Origin of the sequence: Variovorax sp. SRS16, assembly GCF_901827165.1 — a bacterium.
Classification (GTDB): Bacteria; Pseudomonadota; Gammaproteobacteria; order Burkholderiales; family Burkholderiaceae_C; genus Variovorax.
The window spans coordinates 3,263,389-3,275,265 of the sequence record NZ_LR594666.1 but is presented as its reverse complement, the minus strand read 5'-3'; the positions used below and the strand labels follow the sequence as shown (position 1 = coordinate 3,275,265).

Annotated in this window: 11 protein-coding genes; 6 read left to right on the top strand and 5 right to left on the bottom strand. The window is 67.4% G+C overall.

The window, feature by feature from the left end:
- Nucleotides 1-43 precede the first annotated feature (43 nt).
- From dapA to E5P2_RS15775, 4 genes are all read right to left on the bottom strand, one after another.
- Nucleotides 44-970, bottom strand: a complete 927-nt coding sequence (dapA, locus tag E5P2_RS15790; protein ID WP_162568076.1) for a 4-hydroxy-tetrahydrodipicolinate synthase — start codon at nt 968-970, stop codon at nt 44-46.
- Nucleotides 971-1,041: 71 nt separating this feature from the next.
- The gene (locus E5P2_RS15785; protein WP_232080717.1) at nt 1,042-1,578 is read right to left on the bottom strand and encodes a class I SAM-dependent methyltransferase; all 537 of its coding nucleotides are present in this window, start codon (nt 1,576-1,578) and stop codon (nt 1,042-1,044) included.
- Nucleotides 1,575-1,721: a hypothetical protein gene (locus E5P2_RS15780; RefSeq protein ID WP_162565133.1), complete on the bottom strand. Its 147-nt coding sequence runs from the start codon at nt 1,719-1,721 to the stop codon at nt 1,575-1,577. The genes E5P2_RS15785 and E5P2_RS15780 overlap by 4 nt, the downstream gene beginning before the upstream one ends.
- A gap of 12 nt (nt 1,722-1,733) precedes the next feature.
- Nucleotides 1,734-2,951 (bottom strand): MFS transporter, encoded by a 1,218-nt coding sequence (locus tag E5P2_RS15775; protein ID WP_162568075.1) that lies wholly within the window; start codon nt 2,949-2,951, stop codon nt 1,734-1,736.
- Nucleotides 2,952-3,094: 143 nt separating this feature from the next.
- Here E5P2_RS15775 and E5P2_RS15770 point away from each other — a divergent pair, with 143 nt between their 5' ends.
- From E5P2_RS15770 to E5P2_RS15745, 6 genes are all read left to right on the top strand, one after another.
- Nucleotides 3,095-5,098: a DNA topoisomerase IV subunit B gene (locus tag E5P2_RS15770; protein WP_162568074.1), complete on the top strand. Its 2,004-nt coding sequence runs from the start codon at nt 3,095-3,097 to the stop codon at nt 5,096-5,098.
- Nucleotides 5,099-5,210: 112 nt separating this feature from the next.
- Nucleotides 5,211-5,837 (top strand): class I SAM-dependent methyltransferase, encoded by a 627-nt coding sequence (locus E5P2_RS15765; protein ID WP_162568073.1) that lies wholly within the window; start codon nt 5,211-5,213, stop codon nt 5,835-5,837.
- A 111-nt stretch (nt 5,838-5,948) separates the two neighbouring features.
- Nucleotides 5,949-6,674, top strand: coding sequence for a hypothetical protein (locus E5P2_RS15760; RefSeq protein WP_232080716.1), 726 nt, complete (start codon nt 5,949-5,951; stop codon nt 6,672-6,674).
- Nucleotides 6,675-6,696: 22 nt separating this feature from the next.
- Nucleotides 6,697-7,584 carry a lytic transglycosylase domain-containing protein gene (locus tag E5P2_RS15755; protein WP_162568071.1) on the top strand — a complete coding sequence of 296 codons (888 nt, stop codon included), beginning with the start codon at nt 6,697-6,699 and terminating at the stop codon, nt 7,582-7,584.
- Nucleotides 7,585-7,620: 36 nt separating this feature from the next.
- Nucleotides 7,621-10,005, top strand: coding sequence for a DNA topoisomerase IV subunit A (gene parC / locus E5P2_RS15750; RefSeq protein ID WP_162568070.1), 2,385 nt, complete (start codon nt 7,621-7,623; stop codon nt 10,003-10,005).
- Between the two features lie 17 nt (nt 10,006-10,022).
- Nucleotides 10,023-10,202: a hypothetical protein gene (locus E5P2_RS15745; RefSeq protein ID WP_162568069.1), complete on the top strand. Its 180-nt coding sequence runs from the start codon at nt 10,023-10,025 to the stop codon at nt 10,200-10,202.
- Between the two features lie 18 nt (nt 10,203-10,220).
- Here E5P2_RS15745 and E5P2_RS15740 read toward each other — a convergent pair whose 3' ends face one another.
- Nucleotides 10,221-11,819, bottom strand: a complete 1,599-nt coding sequence (locus E5P2_RS15740) for a hypothetical protein (RefSeq protein ID WP_162568068.1) — start codon at nt 11,817-11,819, stop codon at nt 10,221-10,223.
- Between the last annotated feature and the right edge of the window lie 58 nt (nt 11,820-11,877).

Sequence of the window (11,877 nt, the reverse complement as noted above, 5' to 3'; positions counted from 1 at the left end):
CGCAAAAGGTTGCCGGCGTTCGCGTACGGCGAGTAAAGATGGCTCAGTCCTTGAGCAGGCCGCTCGCGCGCAGCGCGGATTCGACCACTGGGCGGCTCGCTTCGCCGAGCTCGGTGAGCGGCAACCGCAGCGCGCCGCCGCACAGGCCCAGGCGAGCCATGGCCCACTTGACGGGAATGGGGTTGGGCTCGACGAACAGGTGGCGGTGCAGGGGCATCAGTTCGAACTGGATCTGCATCGCGCGCTTCGCATCGCCGGCGATCGCCGCCATGCAGAGCTCATGCATCTTGCGCGGCGCGACATTGGCGGTGACGCTGATGTTGCCCTGGCCGCCGCACAGCATCAGCGCCACGGCGGTCGGATCGTCGCCCGAGTAGACGGCGAAATTCTTCGGCAGGTCGCGGATCAGCCACTGCGCACGCTCGATGTTGCCGGTCGCTTCCTTGATGCCGATGATCCCGGGCACCTGCGCGAGGCGCAGCACGGTGTCGTGCGCCATATCGGCGACGGTGCGGCCCGGTACGTTGTAGAGCACGGTCGGCAGGTCGCCCACCGCTTCGGCGATCGCCTTGAAATGCCGGTACTGGCCTTCCTGCGTCGGCTTGTTGTAGTAGGGCACGACCTGCAATTGCGAGTCGGCGCCGACGCCCTTGGCGAACCTGGCGAGCTCGATCGCTTCCTTGGTGGAATTCGCGCCGCAGCCGGCCATGATGGGCACGCGCCCGCGGGCCTGCTCGACCGAGACGCGGATGATCTCGCAGTGCTCTTCGACATCGACCGTCGGCGACTCGCCCGTGGTACCGACCACGCCGAGGCAATCGGTGCCTTCGTCGATGTGCCAGTCGATGAGCCGGCGCAAGGCGGGATAGTCGACACTGCCGTCGTCATGCATCGGCGTGACGAGCGCGACGATGCTGCCTGTCAGTTGCTCCAAGGGAATCTCTTTGTCGGTTGCACGAAAGGTACACATTCTACTGATCCGCCGGACGGCCCCGGCGCAGGCCGGAACGGTCCGGCGGCGAAGGCCCGTGCGGGCTTTCCCTAGAGGGGGTGGCGCGCAGGCGCGGCGCCGGACGGGCGCACGGCCGCGATGCGCTGGACGAAGCGCTCCGGCGCGCTCAGGAAGCCGTCCTCGTAGGCCACCACCCGCAAGGGCGCACAGGCGGCCAGCAACTCGCCGGGCGCGAGCAGGAAGTCCGGTCGCGACGGCTTGCCGACGGTCTCATTGCCCATTGCGAACGTTTCGTACAGCAGCACGCCGCCGGGCGCGACCGCCGCGACGATGTCGGGCAGGCGCGGCCGCCAGAGGTAGTTGGTCACGACCACGGCGCCGAAGCGCTGGCCGGCGAACGGCCATGGCCCGGCCTCGATGTCGGCCAGCACGGCGCGTCCGAAGCGGCCGGCCGCATCGACGGCCTCCGGCGAGCGGTCCACGCCGGTCACCGCATGGCCGCGTTGCGCGAACCACTGCATGTGCCGGCCCGCGCCGCAGGCGACGTCGAGCACCGTGGCATCGGCTGCGGGCAGGTGCGACCAGCGCACGATCCAGGGCGAGGGCGTGAGCGTCGCGTGGTTCAAAAGCAGGCCCAGAACTGGTCGATCAGCGTCACCATGAACGCCGGCCGGGTGTAGAGCGCGAACACGCCGGCCAGCACGATCGCCGCTGCGGCCAGCCACCCGGCATGGCGCAGGCGTTGGTGCAGCGTCGGCTTCGTGTTCATGGTCGTGCAGGCTCAGGCGGGTTGCGCGATCGGCCGTGCGATCGCGCTTTCCCGCACCGGCAGATTGATCAGCGCGGCGAACACGCCGAGCGCGATGGCGATGTACCACAGGATGTCGTAGCTGCCGGTGCTGTCGTAGAGATAGCCGCCGAGCCAGATGCCGAGGAACGAGCCGACCTGGTGGCTCAGGAACACGAAGCCGCTCAGCATCGACAGGTGCGCCACGCCGAAGATCTGCGCCACCAGCGCGTTGGTGGTCGGCACCGTCGACAGCCAGAGGAAGCCGAGCACCGCCGCGAACACATAGGTCGAGAGCGGCGAGACCGGCAACCCGATGAAGAGCGCGATCGCGATCGCGCGGCCCAGGTAGATCACGGCCAGGATCTTGCGCTTGGCGAAGCGCTGGCCCAGCATGCCCGCGAGGTAGGAGCCGAAGACATTGAACAGCCCGACCAGCGCCAGCGCATAGCTCGCGACCTCGGGCCCGAGGCCCTTGTCGCGCAGGTAGCTCGGCATGTGCACGCCGATGAACGCCAACTGGAAGCCGCAGACGAAATAGCCGGCCATCAGGAAGCCGAAGCTTGGGTAGCGGAAGGCTTCGGCCACCGCGCGCACGACCGTCTGCTCGCGTGGCACGGTGGCCGCGGCCGAGCTGCGCGGCTCGCGCAGGCCGAAGGCCAGCGGCACGATCACCAGCACCATCATCGCGAGCACGATCAGCGCCGTGTGCCAGCCGAGCCGCGAGATCAGTTGGCCCTCGATCGGCACCATGAGGAACTGCCCGAAGGAGCCGGCCGACGCCGCCACGCCCATGGCCCAGGAGCGGCGCTCGGGCGCAATCTGCCGCCCGATCACGCCATAGACGACGGCGTAGGTGGTGCCCGCCTGCGCCGCGCCGATCAGCACGCCGGCCGTCAGCGTGAACAGCAGCGGCGTCGGCGACAGCGCCATGCCGGCCAGCCCGAGCGCATAGCACACGGCGCCGATCAGCAGCACCCGGAACGCGCCCAGCTTGTCTGCCAGCATGCCCGCGAACACGCCGATCACGCCCCAGGCCAGGTTCTGGATCGCGATCGCGAACGAGAAGGTCTGCCGCGACCAGCCCTGCTCCTGCGTGATCGGCTGCAACCAGAGTCCGAAGCCATGGCGGATGCCCATCGACAGCGTGACGACCATGGCGCCGCAGAAGAGGACTTGCTTGAGCGACAGGGGCGCGGACGTGGAAGGCATCCGGGCAATGTATCCAAAAAGCGTGGCCGCGCGGGCCGCAGGCATTGTTGATATTTGCAGCCCGGGTTGATGCCGCGGCCGCATCGCCGTCTTCTGTATGTTCATACAGGCTTTGGCGCTTCGCACGCATACAATCCGCCCCCATGGCGACCCCCAGCACGATTCCCCCGGCCTATTCGGAAGGCTCCATCCGCGTCCTCAAGGGCCTCGAGCCCGTCAAGCAGCGTCCGGGCATGTACACCCGCACCGAAAACCCGCTGCACCTCATCCAGGAAGTGATCGACAACGCGGCCGACGAAGCGCTCGCCGGCTACGGCAAGAAGATCAAGGTCACGATGCACGCCGACGGCTCGGTCGGCATCGAGGACGACGGCCGCGGCATTCCCTTCGGCCTGCATCCGGAAGAGAAGGCGCCGGTGATCGAGCTGGTCTACACGCGGCTGCATGCGGGCGGCAAGTTCGACAAGGGCTCGGGCGGTGCCTACAGCTTCTCGGGCGGGCTGCACGGCGTTGGTGTTTCGGTGACCAATGCGCTGTCCAAGCGGCTCGAGGTGATCACGTACCGCGAAGGCTCGGTGGCGCAGCTCGCATTCTCGGGCGGCGACGTGATCGAGAAGCTCAAGATCCGCCCGCAGGAAAGCGCGAGCGCGAACAACGGCGATGGTCCGCGCGACCGCAGGCAGGGCACCACGGTGCGCGCGTGGCCCGATCCGAAATACTTCGAGTCGCCGGTGCTGCCGATCCACGAACTCACGCACCTGCTGCGCAGCAAGGCGGTGCTGATGCCGGGTGTCACCGTGACGCTGGTGATCGAGAAGACCAAGGAAACCCAGACCTGGCTCTACAAGGGCGGCCTGCGTGACTACCTGATGCAGACGCTCAACGGCGATCCGGTGATCCCGCTGTTCGAAGGCGCCGGCCATGCCGACCGCAATGCCGACAACTTTGCCGAGGGCGAGGGCGCCGAGTGGTGCGTGGCCTTCACCGAAGACGGCCAGCCGGTGCGCGAGAGCTACGTCAACCTGATCCCGACCAGCGCCGGCGGCACGCACGAGAGCGGGCTGCGCGATGGCCTGTTCAATGCCGTGAAGAGCTTCATCGAGCTGCATTCGCTCCTGCCCAAGGGCGTCAAGCTGCTGCCCGAGGACGTGTTCGCGCGCGCCTCGTACGTGCTCTCGGCCAAGGTGCTCGATCCGCAGTTCCAGGGCCAGATCAAGGAGCGCCTGAATTCGCGCGACGCGGTGCGGCTGGTGTCCAGCTTCGTGCGGCCGGCGCTCGAGCTGTGGCTCAACCAGCATGTCGACTACGGCCGCAAGCTCGCCGAGCTGGCCATCAAGGCCGCGCAGACGCGGCAGAAGGCCGGGCAGAAGGTCGAGAAGCGCAAGGGCTCCGGCGTCGCCGTGCTGCCCGGCAAGCTGACCGATTGCGAGAGCAAGGACATCGCGCACAACGAGGTCTTCCTGGTCGAGGGCGACTCGGCCGGCGGCAGCGCCAAGATGGGCCGCGACAAGGAAAGCCAGGCCATCCTGCCGCTGCGCGGCAAGGTGCTCAACACCTGGGAGGTCGAGCGCGACCGCCTGTTCGCCAACACCGAGATCCACGACATCTCGGTGGCCATCGGCGTCGATCCGCACGGCCCCGACGACACGCCCGACATGTCCGGCCTGCGCTACGGCAAGGTCTGCATCCTGAGCGATGCCGACGTCGACGGCTCGCACATCCAGGTGCTGCTGCTCACGCTCTTCTTTCGCCACTTTCCGAAATTGATAGACGCCGGCCACGTGTATGTCGCAAAGCCGCCATTGTTCCGTGTCGATGCGCCGGCACGTGGCAAGAAGCCGGCGGCCAAGGTCTATGCGCTCGACGAAGGCGAACTCACCGCCATCCTCGACAAGCTGCGCAAGGACGGCGTGCGCGAAGGCGCCTGGAGCATCAGTCGCTTCAAGGGCCTGGGCGAAATGAGCGCCGAACAGCTGTGGGAAACTACGCTCAACCCGGACACGCGGCGCCTGCTGCAGGTCCGGCTGGGCCGCTTCGATGTCACCGGCACCCAGGGCGAGATCACCAAGCTGATGGGCAAGGGCGAAGCGGCGGCGCGGCGCGAGCTGATGGAGCTCAGGGCCGACGACGTCGAGATCGACGTCTGAAGGCAAGACCCATTCAGAGCGGCGTCCGGTGAACGGCGCGGCGGCCCCCGCTCCGCGTCGACGGACGAGGCGCGCGGGGGCCGGACAACCATGGAAGGAAGGGGAGAGGATCGTGTCACATCAGCAGCAGCGGTTTTTCGTCAACAGCGTGAGCCAGCACTTGCCCGGCTTCTTCCAGGGCAAGAGCGTGATCGAGGTTGGCAGCCTGAACATCAACGGCTCGGTGCGCGAGTTCTTCTCGGGCTGCAACTACGTGGGGCTCGATGTCGGCGAGGGCAACGACGTCGACCTGGTCTGCCGTGGCGAAGACTACGGCGGGGCGGCCAACTGCGCCGACGTGCTGATCTCCTGCGAGGCCATGGAGCACAACCCCGGCTGGAAGAAGACCTGGCTCAACATGCTGCGGATGGTGAAGGGCGACGGGCTCGTCATCATGACCTGCGCCACCCATGGGCGCCGCCAGCACGGCACCGCCGAGTTCCTGCCTTTCGATTCGCCGCTGACGCACGGTCAGGGGCAAAACTACTACTGCAACCTTGCAGCCGCGGACTTCGCCGGCATCGTCAACCATGATGCCTGGTTCTCGGTCTGGGCCTTCTTCCAGGACCTGAGCGCGCACGACCTGTACTTCTTCGGTGTCGGGCTGCAGGTCGACGAGCAGACCCAGGCGCAGGCTCGGCGCCTTCAGGCGGCGTTCCATGAGCACTATCAGCGCGTGAACGTGCTCGGCGTGTACTGAAGAAGAGACCTCGCTGTGAAAGCGCTTGCGCCCCCCCTCCGGCAGATTCACCTTCATCAGATTTTCTACGACGAAGCGACCCGGGCCGCGCTCGATCCCGGCTTCGTCCCGATGGACAATCTGGCGAACGCCCGGCCCGACTGGTTCGAGTACTGGAGCATCCGGCGCTTCTTTCTGGGCACCGTCCTGAACGAGAACGATCTCTACGGTTTCTTTTCGCCGAAGTTCAGGACCAAGACAGGGTTGAGTGCCGAGGCGGTGCGGCAGTTCGTCGGGGACGGTACGGCTTCCCGCGCGGACGTCTACCTGTTTTCTCCGGTGTGGGGCGCGGCCTGCTATTTCCGCAATGTCTTCGAGCAGGGCGAGCGCTTTCATCCCGGCTTGCTGCCGGTGTCGCAGGCCTTTTTCGATGCCGCTGGATGGCGCGTCGATCTGCGGCAGCTCGTCATGAGCACGCGCACCACCGTGTTCTGCAATTACTTCGTGGCCACGCCTCGTTTCTGGCGGCGGTGGTTCGAGGTCGGCGAGGCCCTGTTTCGCATCGCAGAGGATCCGGACCACCCGCTGGCGCGTCATCTCGTGACCTTCACCGCTCACAACCCTGCGGCCAACATCTACCAGTTCAAGGCATTCCTCCAGGAGCGGATTGCGAGCTTCCTCCTGTGTGTCGAGGACTGGAATACCGTGGCCTGCGATTTCAGCGCGTTGCCGGATCCGCTCTGGCCCGCGCATCTGCAGCGCGATCTGCTCGTGCTCGACGCGCTCAAGATGTCCTACGTCGACACGGGCCTGCGCCTTTTCATCGACGAGTTCGATCGCCGACGGTCGGGTTCCTGATCCTGTCCATGGCTCGAAGCGCATGAAGAACTCGTTGTCCGGCAGCCTGAGGCGGTACATCCGGTGGATCGTGGCGTGGCTGCTGGTGGCCTGCTCGATGGGTGTCCATGCGGCCGACATCTACGGCTACATCGATGACAAGGGCGTGGCTCATTTCGCCTCCGAGAAGCTCGACGCGCGCTACCAGATCTTCTTTCGCGGCGGCCAGAGTTTCGACACGGCCGATGGCATCGGGCCGCTCGCGCGCCGGGGCGTGATCGGCGGCAAGGTGCCGAAGGCCTCGCAGACCCTGATGTCGCTGTTCGAGGCATCGCCCAGCTACAAGGTGGCCAAGGCCGCGCTGCGAGACGCCTCGCGCAAGCATGCGATCGACTACGAGCTGCTGCAGGCGCTGGTCGCCACCGAGTCGGGCTTCGATGCCCAGGCGGTCTCGCCCAAGGGCGCGCTCGGGCTCATGCAGGTGCTGCCGGCGACCGCGCAGCGCTACGGCGTGTCGGCCGACAAGCGAAACACGATCGAGAAGAAGCTCTTCGATCCGCGCATCAACATCGCCACCGGCACGCGCTACCTGCACGACCTGATCGCGATGTTTCCCGGCGAGATCGAGCTCGCGCTCGCCGCCTACAACGCGGGCGAGGGCGCAGTCCAGCGCGCCGGCAACAAGATCCCCAACTACCGCGAGACGCAGGACTACGTGAAGACCGTGCTGCAGCTCTACGCCTACCTCAAGCCCTCGGTCGCCCTGGGCGGCGGCCGCACGCCCGGCCGCATCCGCATGCAGATCGGCGGCGCGATCGGGCGCGGCAACATGCCACCCGTGGAGCCGCAGGACATGCCGGCGATGCCGGAGCTGCGGATCTCGCCCTATATGCCGCGCGTGCCCGGCCGCTCGGCACCGATCACCGAATAGACACCGAACCCACACCGAAGAAGAAGCAGCCAAGACATGGACTCCCAACCGCCTCTCGATCTCCAGAGCCCCGAAGAAGACGGCGCGCTCACGCTCGCCGACTACGCGCAGACCGCCTACCTCGAATACGCGCTCAGCGTCGTCAAGGGCCGCGCGCTGCCCGATGTCAGCGACGGCCAGAAGCCGGTGCAGCGGCGCATCCTCTACTCGATGTCGCGCATGGGCCTCGGCTTCGGCGGCGCCAATGGCACCGTGGGCGCCAAGCCGGTCAAGAGCGCGCGCGTGGTCGGCGACGTGCTCGGCCGCTTCCATCCGCACAGCGACCAGGCCGCCTACGACGCGCTGGTGCGCATGGCGCAGGACTTCTCGCAGCGCTATCCGCTGGTCGACGGCCAGGGCAACTTCGGCAGCCGTGACGGCGACGGCGCCGCGGCCATGCGCTACACCGAGGCGCGGCTCGCGCGCATCACCAGCCTCCTGCTCGACGAGATCGACGAAGGCACGGTCGACTTCATTCCCAACTACGACGGCTCGACCGAAGAGCCGCGCCTCTTGCCGGCGCGCTTGCCCTTCACGCTGCTCAACGGCGCGAGCGGCATCGCGGTCGGGCTGGCCACCGAGATCCCGAGCCACAACCTGCGCGAGATCGCCGATGCCTGCGTGGCGCTCATCAAGTCCAACGGCAAGCTCAGCGAAGAAGAACTGCTCACGCTCGTGCCCGGCCCCGACTATCCCGGCGGCGCGCAGATCATCAGCAGCGCTGCCGACATCGCCGAGGCCTACCGCACCGGCCGCGGCTCGCTCAAGGTGCGCGCGCGCTGGAAGATCGAAGACCTCGCGCGCGGCCAGTGGCAACTGGTGGTCAACGAACTGCCGCCCGGCGTCAGCACGCAGAAGGTGCTGGAGGAAATCGAGGAACTCACCAACCCCAAGGTCCGCACCGGCAAGAAGGCGCTTTCGGCCGAGCAGACGCAGCTGAAGGCGGCCGTGCTCTCGGTGCTCGACGTGGTGCGCGACGAATCGAGCAAGGACGCGGCCGTGCGGCTGGTGTTCGAGCCCAAGACTTCGCGCATCAGCCAGGACGAGCTCATCACCACGCTGCTGTCGCAGACCTCGCTCGAGACCTCCTCGTCGATCAACCTCACCATGGTCGGCATCGACGGCAAGCCGACGCAGAAGTCGCTGCGGCAGATGCTCAACGAGTGGATCGCCTTCCGCGAGATCACGGTCGAGAAGCGCTCGCGCCATCGGCTGGGCAAGGTGCAGGACCGCATCCACATCCTCGAAGGGCGGCAGCTGGTGCTGCTCAACATCGACGAGGTGATCGCGATCATCCGCGCGGCCGACGATCCGAAGGCGGCGCTGATCGCGCGCTTTCATCTCAGCGATCGCCAGGCCGAGGACATCCTAGAAATCCGGTTGCGCCAGCTGGCGCGGCTCGAAGCCATCAAGATCGAACAGGAGCTCAAGGGCCTGCGCGAGGAGCAGAAGAAGCTCGAGGACATCCTCGGCAGCCCGGCCGCGTTGCGCCGCCTGCTGGTGAAGGAGATCGAGACCGATGCCAAGAGCTTCGAGGATCCGCGCCGCACGCTGATCCAGGCCGAGAAGCGCGCCGTCGCCGAAGTGCGCGTGGTCGACGAGCCGGTCACGGTGATCGTCTCGCAGAAGGGCTGGGTCCGCACGCAGAAGGGCTGGGCCAGCGAGCGTGCCGCCGGCGCGGCGGCACCCGAATACAGCTTCAAGTCCGGCGATGCGCTGTACGGCGCCTTCGAATGCCGCTCGGTCGACACGCTGCTGGTGTTCGGCACCGCCAAGGAGAAGGGCGTGCGTGTCTACAGCGTCGCGGTGGCCTCGCTGCCGGGCGGCCGCGGCGACGGCCAGCCGGTGACGACGCTGATCGATCTCGACAGCGGCACGCATGTCGCGCACTACTTCGCGGGCCCGCTCGGCGCCAATCTGCTGCTGTCGAACACGGGCGGCTACGGCTTCATCGCGGCGGTCGAGAACATGGTCTCGCGCCAGCGCGGCGGCAAGGCCTTCATCGACGTCGGCGAGGGCGAGCAACTGTGCCGGCCCTCGCTGGTCGGCGGCGCGGGCGGCGCCGAGCCGCTGCCGGTGGCGACGCACGTGGCCTGCGCATCGACCGGCGGGCGCATCCTGACCTTCGAGATCGGCGAGTTGAAGGCGCTGCCCAAGGGCGGCCGCGGGCTCACGCTGATCGACCTCGATCCCAAGGACACGCTCGCAGGCGCCGCGGCCTACACGCGCAGCGTGCGCATCGAAGGCATCGGCCGGGGCGGCAAGGAACGCGAGGAGACGCTGGAGATCCGCACGCTCAACAATGCGCGCGCCGCCCGCGCGCGCAAGGGCAAGGCGGCCGACCTCGGCTTCAAGCCGGCGAGCATCGTGCGCGTACAGTAGGCCGCTCTGGAGAACAAGTGGACGCCACCCTCATCAGCCTCATCGTCGCCTTCGGCTTCGGCCTCGTCAGCTTCCTGCTGACGCGCTGGTGGTCGCGCCGCAGCCAGCAGAAGAAGACCGAGCGCGAACGCGCCGCGACCGCGGCCAGCCAGAGCCGCCAGGTGCGGCGCGCGCGCGAACGGCGCAAGCACCGCTGAAGCACGCGCGCATCCGGCTCAACTCCAGGCGCCGACCTGCAGCCGCACGCGGCCCGTGATGCCCGGCGTGCTGAGCGCCGCGCCCTGCTGCGAGAGCGGCACCACGAACTCGAGCTTGCCGTCGATCACCTGCTGATAGCTGATCGGCAGCGAGGCCTGCCCGGCGGTGTCGGTCTGCCAGCCGTATTTCACGTTCCACTGGTGGCTGGTGCTGCCTTCGGGCGGCGGTTCCATCTCGATGATCAGCGTGTCGCGGTAGAGCGAGCTGCCTTCGTAGTGGCCGTCGAGCCAGAACTTCTTGTTGACCTGGTAGTCGGGCACCCGCACGCCCAGCGTCATTGCGTAGGCCAGCGTGCGCCGGTTCGGATCGACCTTCGCGCGGTTGGCGAGGAACACGGTCGACAGGTAGATCGACTTGTTACCGGGGTTGGCGGCGTCGGTCAGTTCCTTGTGGGTGCGGCAGGCCGGCGAGTCCTCCTCGGCGACGCGCCGGCTCAGGTACCAGCGCTTGCCGCGCGGCGCGGCCAGCAGCTCGACCTGGTAGAGCGCATCGACGTCCGCGTCCTTCGGGATGTCGGGCGGCAAGGCGACCTGGTCGACGTCGAACCACAGGTCGACCCGCACGTCGCCGAACAGGAAGCGCACCAGATTCTGGTAGGCCTCCTCGGAATTGACGATGCCGAAGAAGCCGGAGTGCGAACGGTAGGTGAACGCGCGCGCCGTCGGCTTGAGCTTGCCGGCGTCGTCCTTGTACCAGAGCGCGGCATTGTCGATGCGCACCAGGCCGTCGCTGCCCTGGCCGGCAAACATGCGCGACAGGCCTTGCGCCACTTCGTAGTCGCCGCGGTTGCTGCCGATCATGCAGAAGAAGCGCTCCGGCGACGGCTGGATGCCGGCGGGCAGGCAATCGACGCGCCCGTCGGCCGCGGCCGGCGTGTCGAGGTAGTCGGCCATCTTGTCGCGGTTGAAGGTATTCATCTCGCTGGCCGAGAGCCAGGTCGGCACGTTGATGCCGGCAACGTCGATGCCGTTGTGCGGCGTCGCGAAGGTGAACACCTTGTCGACGCTGGCACGCGCTTCGGGCGTGCCGAGCGCATGGTTCTGCAGGAACGCGCGCACCACCAGGCCGCCCATCGAATGCGCGACGAGGTAGCAGCGGAATTCGTCCTTCGTCAAGCCGGCGCCGGGGTGCTGCGAGACCAGGTCGCGCACGCGCAGGATCAACTGGCCGAGTCCTGTCGCGTAGGTCTTGACGTCGCGCGCCTGGCCGTCGCCCAGGAGCGCGGACCCGGCGTCGTAGTAGCGATAGATGACGATCGAGGTGGATGCGATGCCGTCCACGTCGCGGCCGGTGTCGTCCGGCGGAGTCTTCCAGTCCGGATCGAGGATGTCGAGGCCGTTCTGGTAGACGTTCTGGTAGCCGTATTCCGACAGCAGCCGCACCACCGGCGACTCGAAGACGAACTTCTGCGCCGCCGCGTTCTTGTCGACCGTGGCGCGGTACACCGTCGAGCCGACATTGAAGCCGCAGAACGGATCGGCCGCCGTCTCGTCGCGCTCCGACGCGGTCATCGCGTAGCCGCGCACGTAGATGATCGGATAGCGGTTGCTGCTCATGGCGTGTCCTGTCGGCGCCGGGCTGCGGCGGGACGACGACTGTGACTCGGATGGCGCT

Coding starts and splice junctions, on each gene's coding strand:
- E5P2_RS15740 (WP_162568068.1), bottom strand. CDS start 11,819: ATGAGCAGCAACCGCTATCCGATCATCTACGTGCGCGGCTACGCGATG.
- E5P2_RS15775 (WP_162568075.1), bottom strand. CDS start 2,951: ATGCCTTCCACGTCCGCGCCCCTGTCGCTCAAGCAAGTCCTCTTCTGC.
- parC (WP_162568070.1), top strand. CDS start 7,621: ATGGACTCCCAACCGCCTCTCGATCTCCAGAGCCCCGAAGAAGACGGC.
- E5P2_RS15760 (WP_232080716.1), top strand. CDS start 5,949: ATGGACAATCTGGCGAACGCCCGGCCCGACTGGTTCGAGTACTGGAGC.
- E5P2_RS15780 (WP_162565133.1), bottom strand. CDS start 1,721: ATGAACACGAAGCCGACGCTGCACCAACGCCTGCGCCATGCCGGGTGG.
- dapA (WP_162568076.1), bottom strand. CDS start 970: ATGTGTACCTTTCGTGCAACCGACAAAGAGATTCCCTTGGAGCAACTG.
- E5P2_RS15770 (WP_162568074.1), top strand. CDS start 3,095: ATGGCGACCCCCAGCACGATTCCCCCGGCCTATTCGGAAGGCTCCATC.
- E5P2_RS15755 (WP_162568071.1), top strand. CDS start 6,697: ATGAAGAACTCGTTGTCCGGCAGCCTGAGGCGGTACATCCGGTGGATC.